The following is a 15,500-nucleotide window of genomic DNA, read 5'->3' as shown; positions in this document are numbered from 1 at the left end:
CACTTTGTTGAGGGAATCTCAGTAATGAAAAAATGGTCCTATCTACTGGCAGCGGGTTTAATGGCTGCAAGTATTGGCACGGCGACTGCCGCTGACGATAACAAAGACGTACTGTATTTCTATAACTGGACAGAATATGTTCCCCCCGGTTTATTAGAGCAATTTACCAAAGAAACTGGCATCAAGGTGATTTACTCCACCTATGAATCAAACGAAAGCATGTATACCAAGCTAAAGACCTATAAAGACGGTGCTTATGATTTGGTGGTGCCTTCTACTTACTTTATTGCCAAAATGAGTAAAGAAGGGATGCTACAAAAGATTGATCAAAGTAAATTAACCAATTTTAAAAACCTTGACCCAAATTTAATTCATAAAGAATTTGACCCGAATAATGATTATTCAGTGCCTTATATTTGGGGGGCGACAGGGATTGGTATTAATGGTGAAGCGGTTGACCCACAATCTGTTACTTCATGGGCTGATTTCTGGAAACCTGAATATAAAAATAGCCTGCTGATGATGGATGACGCACGGGAAGTTTTCCAAGTGGCCCTCAATAAATTAGGTTATTCAGGCAATACCACTGACCCGAAACAAATTGAAGAGGCGTATAAAGAACTACAAAAATTACGCCCAAATATTTTGGCCTTTAACTCTGACAACCCAGCGACACCTTTTATTGAAGGGGAAGTGGATGTCGGTATGTTATGGAATGGCTCCGCATTCGTTGCAAGGCAAGCTGGCTTGCCGATTGAAGTGGTGTGGCCTAAAGAAGGCGGAATTTTCTGGATGGACAGCTTAGCCATTCCTGCTAATGCCAAAAATGTGGAAGGGGCCCATAAGTTAATTAATTTCTTATTGCGTCCAGAAATTGCGGCTCAAGTAGCTGAATCTATTGGCTACCCAACTCCAAACTTAGAAGCTAAAAAATTATTGCCGGCTGAAATTGCTAACGACCCATCACTTTACCCAAGTGAAGAAGTTCTCCAAAAAGGCGAATGGCAAAGCGATGTTGGGAACACGAATATTTTGTACGAAGAGTATTTTCAGAAGCTAAAAGCCGGGCGTTAATGACTTGAGCATTACGTTTACGTTTCCTAGAAAGGGCACTGATTGAGAATGAAGTGCCCTTTTTTATACGCGTCATTATTGCTCAGCGACTTATTTACTCACTGCATTATGGGCAACAAATTTGGCAAAGGTATCGGCCCACGGCTGTAAGAAATCTTTGCTTTTTGGGGAAATATTGCCTTGCTCATCCACCATACCGTCATACCATTTTAGGAAACATTCAGGCTGGTTCATGGTTGGCATGTTTAAAAATGTCAGGCTATTGCGTAAGTGCTGTTGGGCAATTGCCGTACTGATATTGCCAATAGAAACACCAAGAACACCTGCTGGAATGGCATTCCACGAGTTATCTCCCCATGGGCGAGAGCCTTGGTCTATCGCATTTTTCAATACACCAGGTACCGAGCGGTTATATTCTGGGGTGGCGAAAATAATGCCATCACAGGCTTTAATTTGAGATTTGAAATTAGCCACAACAGGAGGCACATTTTGGTCTGCATCTTGGTTATAGAGAGGGAGTTCACCAATATTGATAAATTTAAACGTGAAATTTGTGGGGAATAATTTAGTCATGGCCTTAGCGACAACTAAATTATATGAATCAGCGCGCAAACTACCCACAATGACACCAATATTGTATTGATTTGACATGATAAAACCTCTTTCACGGGGAGTTAATTAGGGATACTGCAAACCACTATTTATTGAATAGAGCATTGTTTCACTCTCACTATTAAACATCATAATCTGAGGATGTGCAAAACTAAGTGAAATTAATATAGATAACTAAACATCAAAAATATTTGATATTTTTAAATTAATTATGGAGTTGCAACTTATCATAATTCGATATTGTGAGTCCTCTTACACTATTTAGATTTACCCATGAACAAATCAGGGTTACTTGATTTTAGTCAAAATGAAACATACCGACTGGTCGGTATCATTCATCGCATGAATAAGTCTGCTCAGCATAGAAAAAAAGATCCTATTAAGCTTCAAGTGGAGCTATTGAAAGCTGCTCGCATTATTGCTGGCAGAGAAGGGATCTCTTCACTCTCACTTAATGCGGTGGCAAGGGAAGCGGGTGTTAGCAAAGGTGGGTTGATGCATCACTTCCCAACGAAGCAAGAGCTTATTCATGCGCTGTTTTTGCAATTGTTGGGGATTATGGATGAGCGAATACATACCATTATGGATAATGACCCAAATCCCTACGGGCGTTTTTCTCGTGCTTATTTGCACTATATTGGCGAATTAAAAGAATCTGATGAAAGTTTTCAGCTCGCGTTATTGTCCTTAGCCATGCCAACCGAGCCAGTGTTACGTCAGTGCTGGCGAGATTGGGTAATTAACCATTTGGAAAAGGGGGATGAGTTCGATAACAGTTATTTAGGCGCGTTAGTGCGTTATGCGGCTGATGGGTTGTGGCTTTCGTCATTGACTGAGGGAGAAACGTTATCACAGCAAGAGCGTGATGCGATTGTGAGTCGGTTAACGACAATATCATTTGAACAAATTCCATAAGTAAAAATAACGCATAAGTAAAAATAGCAATAATAACGGTAGTGCAATTTTATTCATAAAATAAGCACATGAGGCGATAGTGAAATATAAAATCAATGCTTTCATTCTATATGATGCGGTTGATGGCACTTTATCTTTAAAAGAAGATGAGGTGGATACACAGCTGTCGATAACTGCCAATGCATTATTGTTTTACTTTATTCAGCACAGAGGTGTTGTTTCTCGAGATGAGGTATTAAAAGCAGTTTGGGATGATAATGGGTTAGTCTCATCAAACAGTAATTTAAATCAATATCTCAGCCTATTACGAAAAGCATTTCGTCCATATGGTATTGAAAATATTATTGTGACAGTCGCTCGGGGTCGATTAGAGTTTAATTCCGATGTTTCCCTTGAATTAATTGATGATATCAAAATTTCTCCAACTGAATTAATAACTAGCTTAAGTGACGTAGAAGAAACAGCGGTTGTTTTATCTCCAGCTTCCAAACCTATCTCTGTCCCTACAGATCCCAAAAAAATAGATTCAGCACTGACGCCAGAAAAAAAAGAGATCTGTTGGTATCTTGCGAGTGGTGCTTTTTTATTATGTTCTATTTTATTAGCTATCATGGCTTATTTATCAAAACAACCGTCAGTGCCAATTGACATGACGGTGCTTGAGCACTCTGGTTGTGATGTATTATCGAATGAAAAAATGATCAATAACACTGTCGCACTAAACTATGTGCAAAACTTTGATAAAGTTAGAAATAACTTAAATCTAGAGTGTGTTGAGAAAGAACGGTTTGTTTTTTTCTATGGGGACAAACTGCAGACTAATGGATTGGGTCGAGTATTTCTTGCACATTGTGCAGTCAATGAAGATAACCCATTTAGCTATTGCGATAACTACTTTTACTATTCTTGGAAACCATCATGAAGATATCAGGAAAAGTATTATGCTTACTGAGTTTTTTGTTATTCATTATTGTTGCGATTTATACCCAGTCGGTCTTATTTTCCAATAAACAAGATGGTTTATTAGTGTGCTCGACAAAAGGCATTATGCGTTTTGAGAACATGCAAGATGAAAACGTTAATGGCAATATTCACTTCAATTTTGGCGCAAATGGAAAGGGCTCAATTGTGGTGGAAGGCTATACTGATTCTAAAGCGGGCTGGCTGTATTTGCAGCGTTATGTGAAATTTAGTTACACGACAAAACGAGTTTCCCCAATAGAACGTCATTATATTATTAGTCAGTGGGAAGCGAGCGCTTCTTCTATTGATGAATCGCCAGATGTGATATTTGACTATTTTATGCGGGAAATGTCAGATAGCCATGATGGGCTATTTCTTAATGCACAAAAGCTTAATGACAAAGCCTTACTACTCAGCTCAATTAATTCCCCACTTTATATTTGCACACTCAAACCCAATAGTAAGTTCGATTAGCTTTCTTGTAGGTGGTAACAAATACCATATTTAAATAGTCTGGATTTCACTTGGTGAAAGGAACAGCGTTAAAGGTGTAGTTCGGGGCTTATTGCGTTATATTTAAATAACCAGTCTGTATCCGTCTTCTTTTTTAGCCATGTATTTGTACTTGATAACTTTTGTACAAGCGCTACGCGTTCTATACGGTAACTCTGATATTGATTAAAAGCGCATGAATAATTATCAATGCCGTACTGTTGTAGACATTTAACTAATATAGCCGCATCTTCAATTGCCATCGAAGCACCCGACATCATATGAGGTCGCATCGGATGACATGCATCTCCGATAAGTACTATCCTACCTTTATTCCACGTTGAATCAGCTGTTCTTTCGTGTAATGGCCAAAGTGTCACGCTTTTAGTTAATGACAGCATTGATTTTGGTACATCGTGAAATTCATTAAATATTTTCAAAACATCATGTAAAGCTGCGGGTTGAACAGAAATACCTCGAGGCCAGTAGGGGAAGGAAAAACCAGCTACGTAATAAAATTGTGTTTTATTTCTGTCTAAAAAGTACCCAATGATAAATTTATTATCTTTACCAAACCATTTATTCACACTGTGTTTCATTTGAGGTGCCAGCCCTTGAAGCTCGACTAATCCCCTAAATACAGCTTGTCCAGTATAGCTGGAGCATTGAATATCTGTGCCAGTTATTGCATTTCTTACTTTTGAAAATATCCCGTCGGCACCAATGACAATATCGGCCTCGTAACGACTGTTATCGTTGAAAACGAGTTCAATTTTGTTTTTTATCTCATTAAGCGCAATTAACTTTTTTCCCATATGAAGATTGTTTAAGTTAATTTTTTCCGTCATTGCACGGTGTAAGTCTCCTCGATGGATAGTCAGGTAAGGCATGCCATATAGGTCGCGCATTTCCTGTCCTAATTTCAAGTAATTTAGCGTTTTGTTTGAATAGGCATCGCGACTGATAAATCCGTTAGGCTCCCAGCCAAGCTTTTCAATAGATTTTGAAACACCTATTTTTTCCATTATGTACATGAGGTTCGGGGATATATGGATCCCTGCCCCGATTTTTTCAAACGAAGAAGCTTGTTCAAAGACAGCAATATTAAACCCTATATTCTGCATTAGGAGGGCGAGTGCTGAACCGCCAAGGCCACAACCTACAATCGCAATAGTAAATTTATGTGTCATTCTTTTCACCTATGAGTTTTATCACTTTTAGATGGAAAGTAGCAAAATTGTTGTCGCCGTTATTTTTTATTATTTAGCAGAAGGGAATATTTTTAAGTACGCGATAGCCATTGATAGGGAAGTTATGGCGAATGGTTTTCAAAGAGTGCGGTGGTCTGAGTATATAAATTAAGGAATTAACAGAAAGTAAAAATATGCCGCAAAGCGATCACGAGCACAGTTATAAGAGAAGAAAAAACGTAGGCATAGCAGCTTAGTAATACCTCATTAACAATCCTTCATAAATAGCTCTAAATACATTTTCCCTTCAATTTTCACCTCAAATTTCAAACGTGAATTTTTGGTTTTTTTAGCATAAACACATAAATGACCTGAGTGTTCACTCTAATTATCAGCCTTAAAAACTAAATATCTGTGCTTTGTGGATTTATATTTTGTTTTTATTTTTCAGTTCTATAGTGGGTTTGAAGCCAAAGGCTGCGTTCAATAGATCACCGCGCAGACACCATTGGCGTAAATGATTACTTAGATATTTCAAGAGACATGTACTCGGACACATTAGCTTGGAATATCGAAGGTAAAGAAAAATAAAGAAGGCTTCTCGGAGGAAACAACAATGGGTGATGCATTAGGTCTTATTGAAACAAAAGGTCTGGTGGCTTGTATCGAAGCAGCTGATGCCATGTGCAAAGCGGCAAATGTTGAGCTAATTGGTTACGAAAATGTCGGTTCAGGCCTCGTTACCGCAATGGTTAAAGGCGATGTCGGTGCAGTCAAAGCAGCCGTCGATTCAGGTGTTGAATCAGCACAGCGTGTTGGTGAAGTCGTGACCTCACTGGTCATTGCGCGTCCACACAACGATATCAACAAAATCGTTATTAAGCATAAAGCATAACTTTTTCCGGAGGAAAAAACATGGGTGACGCATTAGGTCTTATTGAAACTCAAGGGTTAGTGGCTTGTATTGAAGCTGCAGACTCGATGTGTAAAGCCGCAAATGTTGTGCTGATTGGTTATGAAAATGTTGGGTCAGGTTTAGTTACCGCCATGGTCAAAGGCGATGTGGGTGCGGTGAAAGCTGCAGTGGATTCAGGTGTTGAATCTGCCTCTCGTATTGGCACCGTTGTGACATCACTGGTTATCGCTCGTCCTCATAGCGATATTCAGAAAATCGTCGCCCAGTATAAAGTCACGGAATAAAACAGGAAATTACTTATGAAAGAAGCACTTGGTCTGATTGAAACCAAAGGTTTAGTGGCTTGTATTGAAGCTGCTGATGCCATGTGTAAAGCCGCAAATGTCGAGCTAATCGGTTATGAGAATGTCGGTTCAGGGCTGGTAACAGCGATGGTTAAAGGCGATGTCGGTGCCGTTAATGCTGCGGTTGAGTCAGGTGTTGAGGCTGCAAAACGTATCGGAACAGTGGTGACTTCACGTGTGATTGCAAGACCACACAACGATATTGGCAAAATTGCACAACAACACAAAGCCTAAGTCATTGGCTAATAAGCCAATAACACGACAAGCGAATGAATTAATTTTGGCTCCGATACGGGGGAAGACATGGTTGCATTAGACAAAGATCTGCAATCCAGACAACTGGCAAGAGAGCTAGTTAGAAACGCGAAACAAGCGCAGAAAGAGTTTGCGACATTTTCGCAGGAAAAAATCGATAATATTGTTAAACACATCGCAATTGAGTCCGCACTTCATGCAGAAGAGCTGGCAAAAATGGCTAACGAAGAAACTGGGTTTGGTAAGTGGCAAGATAAAGTCCTGAAAAACACTTTTGCTTCAATGCGTGTTTATGAACACATTAAAGATCTCAAAACCGTTGGCATCATTAATGATGACAAAATCAACAAAGTCATGGATGTGGGTGTTCCTCTTGGTGTGATCACGGCGTTAGTTCCTTCTACTAATCCAACATCTACCATCATCTACAAAACGTTGATTGCCTTGAAGGCGGGTAATGCCATTGTCTTCTCCCCTCATCCAAATGCCAAAGCCTGCAGTTTCCGCACATTAGAAATTGTCAAAAAAGCCGCATTAGAAGCGGGTGCTCCAGCTGGAATTGTCGATGCTGTCACAATGCTGACTTTAGAAGCAACGAAAGAACTGATGCACAGCAAAGACGTCTCTTTAATCTTGGCAACGGGTGGCGAAGGCATGGTACGTGCAGCTTACGCATCCGGTACACCAACCATTAGTGGCGGTCCAGGTAATGGCCCTGCATTTATTGAACGTAGCGCCAATATCAAACAGGCGGTAAGTGACATCATCACCAGTAAAACGTTTGATAACGGTGTGATCTGTGCTTCTGAGCAATCCATCATTGTAGAACGCTGTATTTACAACGAAGTTCATCGTGAATTACTCGCTCAAGGCGCTTACTTCATGAATGAAGACGAAGCGAAACGCATAGCATCGATGTTGCTTAGAGCGAACGGCACCATCAACCCAGAAGTGGTGGGGAAAGATGCCATTACACTCAGCCAACGTGCAGGTTTCACTGTTCCGGCTAACACACGTGTGTTGATTGCGTTGCAAGACACCGTATCACCGAAAAACCCATACTCCCGCGAAAAATTATGCCCAATTTTAGGGATGTATATTGAGGAAGATTGGCAATCCGCTTGCCATCGCGTGGTTGATTTGCTGACCAACGAAGGTCTCGGCCATACCTTGGTGATCCACACGCAAAACGAAGATGTCATTCGCCAGTTCTCTTTAGAAAAACCCGTTAATCGTATTTTGATCAATACGCCAGCAGCATTGGGCGGAATTGGTGCGACGACGAATATCACGCCAGCGTTAACACTGGGCTGTGGTGCAGTTGGCGGCGGTTCTAGCTCTGATAACGTTGGCCCAATGAACTTACTGAATATTCGTAAAGTGGGTTATGGCGTGCGTTCCATTGATGATTTAAGGCAACCCACCCAGCCTTGTGCAGTGGCTCAGCCAACAGCACCGGCTACGGTAAGTCAACCTCAAGTCAGCATTTTTGATGATAACCGTTTCCGTAATCCAGCTGCAGTGTCAACAGCAGTGGTTAATCCAACGGGCGATGACCGATTCGGCAGTGCGGTAACAACAGCTGCGATTGCTGAAGCGGTGGTTTCTCAAGGCGACATCACTGAAGAAAATGTTGAGCAAATCATCAAGGCTGTTCTCGGACGCCTAAATAAGTAACTCATTGGAATAAGGCGGTATAAACCATGATCCTCGCAAAGGTAGTCGGACATGTTGTTGCAACGCAGAAATGCCAAGAACTTAGTGGCAGTAACTTATTAATGGTTACCAAGCTAGGGGATGACCTTGAACCGTTGAAAAACAAAACGTATGTGGCAGTCGACAGTGTTGGCGCAGGTATTAACGACATTGTGTTAGCTGAAGCTTACTTCGCTTTGAATAAAGACAATTACAAAGCCATGTCAGTGGTTGCCATTGTTGAGAAGGTTTATACCAAGGAGTAAAAACAGCATGAACCAGTTTTTGATTAAACCTAAAGTCCAATTCGGTGCTAACGCATTGGATTTTATCTCACAAATGAGTGCTCACCATGCCTTTATCGTCACTGACAAAGCGATGGTGAAGTTTGGCTTAGCTGATGAAGTCACTCGCAGGCTAACCCAAAGTGGCATCGCCTTTTCGATTTACGACGATGTTGAGCCAGATCCTGACATTTCAGCCATCGTTAAAGGTATGAAAATCATGGATAAGCAATATCCAGATGTGGTGATTGCACTCGGTGGTGGGTCGGTTATTGATGCTGCGAAAGCTGTTATTTACTCCCTCTGGCACACGAAAAAAGACGTCAATCGAGTTAAACCGCAGTTTATCGCGATCCCAACTACCAGTGGGACGGGCTCGGAGGTCACTTCATTTTCAGTGATCAAGTCCCAGTCTGAAAAACTGGTTTTAGTTGACGAATTTATGTTGCCAGATGTCGCCATTTTAGATCCCGCACTGGTGAAGTCAGTACCCGCTTCTATTACGGCTGACACAGGTATGGACGTGCTGTGCCACGCCCTTGAGGCCTATGTTTCTCGCACTGCATCTGATTTTTCTGATGCCCTAGCAGAAAAAGCGGTGCAATTAGTATTTGGTCATTTAATTGACTGCTATCGGGACGGTAGCAACTTAGTGGCACGCGAAAAAATGCACAACGCTTCATGCATTGCGGGAATGGCCTTTACTAACGCATCACTAGGGATAACACACAGTTTAGCCCATGCATTAGGCGGCGTATTCCACATTCCACATGGTCGTGCAAATGCCTTATTGATGGCACAAGTTGTGGCCTTCAATGCGGATTTAGAAGGGCGATGCGATAACGAAGCTGCAAAACGTTACGCTCATCTCGCGAAAAACTTAAATTTACCTGCCTCAACAATACGAGAAGGCGTTGAAAGCTTAATTATGGCAATCAACGTATTGAAAGATGAAATGAATATGCCAAAAGGCATTCAAGCAACCGGTACCAATGAATTCGATTTTAACGCCCGTTTAGGGGAAATGGTTGGGCAAGCACTGCGAGATAGTTGCACTCCGACCAATCCACGGGATGTGAGCAAGGTGCAACTGGAAATGCTGTATAGACAGTCTTTTTAACAGTTAACGCTTTTATGTGATGAACAACAAACTAGAAAGAACATCAGGATAGGCTAACATGAATAAATATGCTTTGACCCCACGCGTAAAAATGCTGGCTGAACGCTTAAGTGCCCGCAACAGCTCAATTATTACTGAACGTGCGAATATTTTAGAAGCGCTTGGCAACCAACTGTCTGGCGCACCACAGGCGATTAAACCTGCACAACGTTTTTATGAATTTATCCGCCATTTTCCTGCATTTATTGGCCAAGATGAGCTGATCATCGGTAGCCAATCATCAACCCCTCGTGGTGCCATTTTCCATACTGAAAATGAAATCAACAGCCACAGTATTTATACCTTTTTAGCTGGCGATAGCACAGTGGATGCGCCTGATTACTTAGCGGTTTTAAATATTGGTTTCTTGGCTATCAAAGCGCAGTTAGAAAACAAAGTTAGAAACATTGGCAGTGCAGTTAGCCGTAATAGCATTGATGAAGCGAATAACTGCCGCTCAGCAATTTACGCATGTGATGCGGCCATTCATTTTGCACAAGCTTTAGCGTCTAAAGCAGAGAGCATGGCGGCAGCAGAATCTAATCAATATCGTCGTGCAGAATTGCAAGAAAGCGCCGCCATTTTACGCAATGTGCCGGCAAAACCAGCGCAAACCTTCAAAGAGGCTTGCCAAGCTTTCTACTTGCTTCAGCTAATTTTACATCTAGAAAATGGCAGTTATGCGGTGAACCCAATGGGGTTCGATAAAGCCGTTTATCCATTCTATCAACGTGATATCGAACAAGGCCGCTTAACCCAAGCACAAGCTTATGAAATTGTAGAAAGTTTATGGTTGAAACTGGCTGAACTCTCTGAAGTTCGCTCAACCAAGCAAGTCGATGGCTACCCAATGTTCGATGCATTGAAAGATGGCATTTATCTGAATGACCCGCGTGTATGCATTAACGAATTATCTGCCATGATGTTATCCGCTCATGAAAATATCAGTGCTATCAATAATGGATTGAAAGTTCGCTTATATTGTGGAAAAAACAGCGCTCAGCCGCAATATTCTGCACCAAATGCGAATTATGTTGCTCCAACGGCACAAGTAGAAACCGAATTCAAAGTGATGGAAGGCTTAACGCCTCGCTTACAACGCTTACGTAACCGTTACTTAGAAGCGCGTCCAAGTGTGTCTATTTATCGCGCACTCGCCTTCACTGAAGTTGTTAAAAATAACCCGGGTTTACCGCCAATTCTATTGCGTGCGAAAGCATTCCGCCGCGCTTGTGAAACTGCGCCAATCTTAATTCAGCCGGAAGAACTGATTGTGGGGCATCCATGTGGTAAAGCCCGTGCGGGTGCCTTCTCACCGGATATCGCATGGCGTTGGGTAGTCGAAGAACTTGATACCATGAGCACGCGTCCACAAGACCCGTTTGTTATCTCTGAAGAAGACAAAAAAGTGATCCGTGAAGAAATCGCTCCGTTCTGGGAAGGTCGTTCACTGGATGAGATTTGTGAGGCTCAATACCGCGAAGCGGGGGTGTGGGAATTCAGCGGTGAAACCTTTGTCAGTGACTTGTCTTATCACCAAATTAACGGTGGTGGCGATACCTGCCCAGGTTATGACGTGCTGTTATTCACCAAAGGAATGAATGGTATCAAAGCAGATGCTCAGGCGAAACTGGCTGAATTAAGCATGGAAAACCCTGATGATATTGACCGCATTTATTTCTATAAAGCATCAATTGAAACCTGTGAAGGGGTTGTGGCGTATTCACACCGTATTGCTGCCCACGCTCGTGAATTAGCAGTGTTGGAGTCAGACCAAAAACGTCGTGAAGAATTGCTAACTATTGCACAAGTCAACGAAAATGTGCCAGCGAACCCACCGGCGACGTTACAAGAAGCATTACAGAGCATTTGGACGGTTGAGTCACTGTTTGAAATCGAAGAGAACCAAACCGGTCTTTCTCTAGGACGCCTCGACCAATATTGTTTGCCAATGTATGAAAACGACATCAAATCAGGCCGTTTGACCCAAGACCAAGCGCTAGAAATGATGCAGGCGTTTATCATCAAATGTGCTGAGTTAATGTGGATGTCGAGCGAATTAGGTGCAAAATATTTCGCCGGTTATCAGCCATTTATCAACTTAACAGTGGGTGGACAAAAACGTTCAGGCGGTGACGCTTGTAACGACCTGACCTACTTAATTATGGATGCGGTTCGTTTCGTTAAAGTGTATCAGCCCTCTCTGGCATGCCGTATTCATAACCAATCACCACAGAAATACATGGAAAAAATCGTTGATGTCGTGAAAGCCGGTATGGGCTTCCCTGCATGTCACTTCGACGATTCCCACATCAAAATGATGCTGCGTAAAGGCTTCGACTTTGAAGATGCGCGTGATTACTGCTTGATGGGCTGTGTTGAGCCACAAAAATCAGGTCGTATTTATCAGTGGACTTCAACGGGTTACACCCAATGGCCAATTGCGATTGAATTCGTATTAAATCGTGGTCGCATGGTGTTATTCGATAGCTATCAAGGTCTAGATACTGGTGACTTACGTGACCTGAAAACATTCGAAGACTTTGATAATGCAGTGAAAGCGCAGATTGCTCATATTGTTCGCTTATCCGCTATCGGTACCGTCATCAGCCAACGCGTTCACCGCGATGTGGCACCAAAACCATTAATGTCCTTGCTGGTGGAAGGCTGTATGGAAAAAGGGAAAGACGTTGCAGCGGGTGGGGCGATGATCAACCACGGCCCAGGGCTGATTTTCTCTGGTCTTGCAACCTATGTTGACTCCATTGTCGCTATTCGCAAATTAGTTTACGAAGATGGTCGCTACACCCTTGAGCAAATTCGTGATGGCCTGCTAGCCAACTTTGAAGGCTATGACGAACTGCGTCGTGATTGCTTAAATGCGCCTAAGTTTGGTAACGATGATGACTATGTTGACCAATATGCACTGGATATTACGGAGTGGACAGAGCGTGAGTGCCGTAAGTACGACATGCTGTATTCAACACTGAGCCACGGAACCTTATCTATCTCCAACAACACACCGATTGGTGAGTTAACCGCCGCGAGTGCCAATGGTCGCTTGGCGTGGATGCCGCTATCCGATGGTATCAGCCCAACACAAGGTGCGGATAAACAAGGCCCAACTGCCATTATTAAATCAATCAGCAAAATGAATGTTGAAACGATGAACATTGGTATGGTGCATAACTTTAAGTTCTTAAAAGGCTTATTGGACACGCCAGAAGGCCGTCATGGCTTAATCACCTTGCTGAGAACCGCGTCTATCTTAGGAAACGGGCAAATGCAGTTCAGCTATGTAGATAACGAAATGCTGAAAAAAGCCCAGCAAGAGCCTGAAAAATATCGTGATTTAATCGTTCGTGTCGCAGGATACAGTGCTTACTTCGTGGAACTCTGTAAAGAGGTTCAAGATGAAATTATTAGCCGTACTGTAATTGAGAAGTTCTAAACCCATGTAGGCAGGTATGAGTTTATACCTGCCATTTTATACCGGCTATTTCATAACAACAATAATAAATTTTGATTTATAAACATAGTTTTAGAGGTGCAATGATGAGCGCGGCAGAGATTAAAGGTCGGATATTTAATATCCAAAAATACTCGATTTATGATGGCGATGGCATCCGCACATTGATTTTCTTAAAAGGGTGCAATATTCGTTGTCCATGGTGCGCCAACCCAGAAGGGCTAAGCAGCCAGTTCCAAGTGATGTTTTCCCATGACAAATGCGTCAACTGCGGAAAATGTGTTGATGTCTGCCCAACAGGGATCCACTACAAAACCATTAATGAGCAAGGTGAACAAATTCACCGCGTGAATCGTAGTATTGACTGCATTGGTTGCCGTAAATGCGAAGAAGTGTGTATTGGTGGTGCGTTAGACATTATGGGGAAGGATGTCACAGTAGCCGAAATGATGGAAATCATCATGCAAGATTATGATTTTTATATTTCTTCCGGTGGTGGCGTGACAATCGGTGGCGGTGAAATGAGCCTACAAACCGATTTTGCCGTTGCGCTACTGCGTGAGTGTAAAAAAATGATGATCAACACCGCAATAGAAACCCAAGGCACTACATCGTTAGAAAACTATGAAAAGTTAGCTGAAGTTGTCGACCTATTCCTCTATGACATTAAACATATTGATACTGCACAGCATAAAAACCTGTTCGGTATTGGCAATGAAAATGTTCGCCGCAACCTTGAAAGGTTGGTTGAACTCGGTGCCAACGTTGTAGTGAGAATGCCATTGGTTCGCGGCTATAACGACTCTTTTGATGCCATCACGGGGGCGATTCACTATGCGATGGAATTATCCAAACGTGGCAATGTAAAACGTATTGATATTCTGCCTTATCACCAGTTGGGACGCGGCAAATACGACAAACTGGATATGATTTATCCCGTTAAACAAGACCCAACCTATAGTGCAGAAGAGTTAGATCAACTTGAAGCATTCTTCAAACAATTTGATTTCGATATTCGACTGGTTCGTCATTAAGTAGGAGAGACAGATGAAAAGTTTAGGCGTAATTGAAACTCGGGGGCTGACATCCGCCATACAGGCTGCAGACGCAGCCTGTAAAGCCGCCAGTGTAGAAATTGTAGGTTATCGAAAAATCGGCTCTGGACTGGTATCCGTTTGTTTTCAAGGCGAAATCAGTGCCGTTCGCACCGCAGTTGACCATGGCATTGAAGTGATCGCCAGTAGCCAACTATTAGTCGGTTCATTAGTGATTGCACGGCCTGAAGAAAGTGTGATCACCAAATTACTGACAGTGAAAAGTAAAAAGGGCGAATTAGAGAAAAGTATTCAACCAGAAGCAAAAACAGAAAAGTTAGTGGAAAAAGTAGTTATTGAAGCTAAAACTGAAGCGCCAGTGGCTGAAGTTAAAACCGATATCAATGTGAAAGACATCAAAAATGACCCGCGTAAAGGGAAAAAATCATGATGAATGAGCAATTGATGGGGAAAATACTGGCTCGGCTTTCAGCTTATACACCGGCACAAAATGGCGTTGCTAACATCGCTATCCCTGTTGGCATCTCTAACCGTCATGTTCACCTTTCACAGCAGGACGTTGAAGCGTTGTTTGGCCAAGGTTATCAGCTAACGCCATTCAAAGATTTAAAACAGCCGGGGCAATTTGCTGCGAAAGAGTGCGTGATGGTCGTGGGGCCAAAAGGCTCTATTAGCAAAGTCAGAGTGCTAGGGCCTGTTCGCCCAAAAACGCAGCTCGAAGTGTCTAAAGCCGATTGTTTTGCCCTTGGCATTAAAGCTCCTGTGAGAGAGTCTGGGGATATGACGAATTCGGGTAATGCTTTACTGATTGGCCCAGCAGGACATGTCAATCTTGAGTCACAGGTCATTTGTGCTCAGCGCCATATTCATATGAGTGTGATGGACTCAAGAGCACTAAATGTAGTGAATGGGCAAAAGGTGAATATCCGTACTGAAGGTGAACGCAGCTTAGTGTTTGATGAAGTTGTCGTGAGAGTCGATGAGCGGTTTTCTCTTGAATTTCATATTGATACCGATGAAGCGAACGCAGCGGGATTACGGAATAACGATAGCGTATTCATTGCAGGCTAAGGAGCG

16 protein-coding genes are annotated in these 15,500 nt (G+C 42.4%); 14 read left to right on the top strand and 2 right to left on the bottom strand.

Annotation, left to right across the window (positions count from 1 at the left end):
• Positions 1–24 precede the first annotated feature (24 nt).
• Complete coding sequence (gene potD / locus PSF67_RS01750; protein WP_166264220.1) at positions 25–1,074, top strand: spermidine/putrescine ABC transporter substrate-binding protein PotD; 1,050 nt, start codon at positions 25–27, stop codon at positions 1,072–1,074.
• 90 nt (positions 1,075–1,164) lie between these two features.
• Here potD and PSF67_RS01745 read toward each other — a convergent pair whose 3' ends face one another.
• Positions 1,165–1,725, bottom strand: coding sequence for an NADPH-dependent FMN reductase (locus tag PSF67_RS01745; protein WP_102138033.1), 561 nt, complete (start codon positions 1,723–1,725; stop codon positions 1,165–1,167).
• Between the two features lie 303 nt (positions 1,726–2,028).
• On the opposite strand from PSF67_RS01745, the gene PSF67_RS01740 reads away from it, so the two are divergent.
• From PSF67_RS01740 to PSF67_RS01730, 3 genes are all read left to right on the top strand, one after another.
• Positions 2,029–2,601, top strand: a complete 573-nt coding sequence (locus PSF67_RS01740; protein WP_102138256.1) for a TetR/AcrR family transcriptional regulator — start codon at positions 2,029–2,031, stop codon at positions 2,599–2,601.
• A gap of 79 nt (positions 2,602–2,680) precedes the next feature.
• The gene (locus PSF67_RS01735; protein WP_102138032.1) at positions 2,681–3,523 is read left to right on the top strand and encodes a transcriptional regulator; all 843 of its coding nucleotides are present in this window, start codon (positions 2,681–2,683) and stop codon (positions 3,521–3,523) included.
• Positions 3,520–4,038, top strand: coding sequence for a FidL-like protein (locus PSF67_RS01730; protein WP_272676425.1), 519 nt, complete (start codon positions 3,520–3,522; stop codon positions 4,036–4,038). Before PSF67_RS01735 ends, PSF67_RS01730 begins: the two co-directional genes overlap by 4 nt.
• A 68-nt stretch (positions 4,039–4,106) precedes the next feature.
• Here PSF67_RS01730 and PSF67_RS01725 read toward each other — a convergent pair whose 3' ends face one another.
• Positions 4,107–5,246, bottom strand: coding sequence for an FAD-dependent monooxygenase (locus PSF67_RS01725; protein ID WP_195697786.1), 1,140 nt, complete (start codon positions 5,244–5,246; stop codon positions 4,107–4,109).
• A 616-nt stretch (positions 5,247–5,862) separates the two neighbouring features.
• Between PSF67_RS01725 and PSF67_RS01720 the strand changes: the two genes are divergently transcribed.
• The 10 genes from PSF67_RS01720 (at position 5,863) to PSF67_RS01675 (ending at position 15,494) form a co-directional block, all read left to right on the top strand.
• Positions 5,863–6,141, top strand: a complete 279-nt coding sequence (locus tag PSF67_RS01720; protein ID WP_004249182.1) for a BMC domain-containing protein — start codon at positions 5,863–5,865, stop codon at positions 6,139–6,141.
• A 20-nt stretch (positions 6,142–6,161) separates the two neighbouring features.
• Positions 6,162–6,446, top strand: a complete 285-nt coding sequence (locus PSF67_RS01715) for a BMC domain-containing protein (protein WP_004259066.1) — start codon at positions 6,162–6,164, stop codon at positions 6,444–6,446.
• A gap of 15 nt (positions 6,447–6,461) precedes the next feature.
• Positions 6,462–6,740, top strand: a complete 279-nt coding sequence (locus tag PSF67_RS01710; protein ID WP_004259063.1) for a BMC domain-containing protein — start codon at positions 6,462–6,464, stop codon at positions 6,738–6,740.
• Positions 6,741–6,809: 69 nt separating this feature from the next.
• Positions 6,810–8,438 (top strand): acetaldehyde dehydrogenase (acetylating), encoded by a 1,629-nt coding sequence (locus PSF67_RS01705; protein WP_272676424.1) that lies wholly within the window; start codon positions 6,810–6,812, stop codon positions 8,436–8,438.
• A gap of 26 nt (positions 8,439–8,464) precedes the next feature.
• The gene (locus tag PSF67_RS01700) at positions 8,465–8,722 is read left to right on the top strand and encodes a EutN/CcmL family microcompartment protein (protein ID WP_004259057.1); all 258 of its coding nucleotides are present in this window, start codon (positions 8,465–8,467) and stop codon (positions 8,720–8,722) included.
• 7 nt (positions 8,723–8,729) lie between these two features.
• The gene (locus tag PSF67_RS01695; RefSeq protein WP_195697784.1) at positions 8,730–9,860 is read left to right on the top strand and encodes a 1-propanol dehydrogenase PduQ; all 1,131 of its coding nucleotides are present in this window, start codon (positions 8,730–8,732) and stop codon (positions 9,858–9,860) included.
• A 58-nt stretch (positions 9,861–9,918) separates the two neighbouring features.
• A complete protein-coding gene (cutC, locus tag PSF67_RS01690) occupies positions 9,919–13,350 on the top strand; it encodes a choline trimethylamine-lyase (RefSeq protein WP_102138027.1) in 3,432 nt (1,143 codons plus the stop codon).
• A 101-nt stretch (positions 13,351–13,451) separates the two neighbouring features.
• Positions 13,452–14,402, top strand: coding sequence for a choline TMA-lyase-activating enzyme (gene cutD, locus PSF67_RS01685; protein ID WP_195697783.1), 951 nt, complete (start codon positions 13,452–13,454; stop codon positions 14,400–14,402).
• 13 nt (positions 14,403–14,415) lie between these two features.
• Positions 14,416–14,853 (top strand): BMC domain-containing protein, encoded by a 438-nt coding sequence (locus tag PSF67_RS01680; RefSeq protein ID WP_102138025.1) that lies wholly within the window; start codon positions 14,416–14,418, stop codon positions 14,851–14,853.
• The gene (locus PSF67_RS01675) at positions 14,850–15,494 is read left to right on the top strand and encodes a phosphate propanoyltransferase (protein ID WP_102138024.1); all 645 of its coding nucleotides are present in this window, start codon (positions 14,850–14,852) and stop codon (positions 15,492–15,494) included. Before PSF67_RS01680 ends, PSF67_RS01675 begins: the two co-directional genes overlap by 4 nt.
• The last annotated feature ends 6 nt before the right edge of the window (positions 15,495–15,500 follow it).

This window comes from Providencia sp. PROV076 (assembly GCF_028483405.1).
Lineage (GTDB): Bacteria > Pseudomonadota > Gammaproteobacteria > Enterobacterales > Enterobacteriaceae > Providencia > Providencia huaxiensis.
This window is presented reverse-complemented; position numbering and strand designations above follow the sequence as displayed.

What these genes read in the sequence shown, in the direction of transcription:
- potD (WP_166264220.1), top strand. Translation starts at nt 25, where the DNA reads ATGAAAAAATGGTCCTATCTACTGGCAGCGGGTTTAATGGCTGCAAGT.
- PSF67_RS01745 (WP_102138033.1), bottom strand. Translation starts at nt 1,725, where the DNA reads ATGTCAAATCAATACAATATTGGTGTCATTGTGGGTAGTTTGCGCGCT.
- PSF67_RS01740 (WP_102138256.1), top strand. Translation starts at nt 2,029, where the DNA reads ATGAATAAGTCTGCTCAGCATAGAAAAAAAGATCCTATTAAGCTTCAA.
- PSF67_RS01730 (WP_272676425.1), top strand. Translation starts at nt 3,520, where the DNA reads ATGAAGATATCAGGAAAAGTATTATGCTTACTGAGTTTTTTGTTATTC.
- PSF67_RS01725 (WP_195697786.1), bottom strand. Translation starts at nt 5,246, where the DNA reads ATGACACATAAATTTACTATTGCGATTGTAGGTTGTGGCCTTGGCGGT.
- PSF67_RS01720 (WP_004249182.1), top strand. Translation starts at nt 5,863, where the DNA reads ATGGGTGATGCATTAGGTCTTATTGAAACAAAAGGTCTGGTGGCTTGT.
- PSF67_RS01715 (WP_004259066.1), top strand. Translation starts at nt 6,162, where the DNA reads ATGGGTGACGCATTAGGTCTTATTGAAACTCAAGGGTTAGTGGCTTGT.
- PSF67_RS01710 (WP_004259063.1), top strand. Translation starts at nt 6,462, where the DNA reads ATGAAAGAAGCACTTGGTCTGATTGAAACCAAAGGTTTAGTGGCTTGT.
- PSF67_RS01705 (WP_272676424.1), top strand. Translation starts at nt 6,810, where the DNA reads ATGGTTGCATTAGACAAAGATCTGCAATCCAGACAACTGGCAAGAGAG.
- PSF67_RS01700 (WP_004259057.1), top strand. Translation starts at nt 8,465, where the DNA reads ATGATCCTCGCAAAGGTAGTCGGACATGTTGTTGCAACGCAGAAATGC.
- PSF67_RS01695 (WP_195697784.1), top strand. Translation starts at nt 8,730, where the DNA reads ATGAACCAGTTTTTGATTAAACCTAAAGTCCAATTCGGTGCTAACGCA.
- cutC (WP_102138027.1), top strand. Translation starts at nt 9,919, where the DNA reads ATGAATAAATATGCTTTGACCCCACGCGTAAAAATGCTGGCTGAACGC.
- cutD (WP_195697783.1), top strand. Translation starts at nt 13,452, where the DNA reads ATGATGAGCGCGGCAGAGATTAAAGGTCGGATATTTAATATCCAAAAA.
- PSF67_RS01680 (WP_102138025.1), top strand. Translation starts at nt 14,416, where the DNA reads ATGAAAAGTTTAGGCGTAATTGAAACTCGGGGGCTGACATCCGCCATA.
- PSF67_RS01675 (WP_102138024.1), top strand. Translation starts at nt 14,850, where the DNA reads ATGATGAATGAGCAATTGATGGGGAAAATACTGGCTCGGCTTTCAGCT.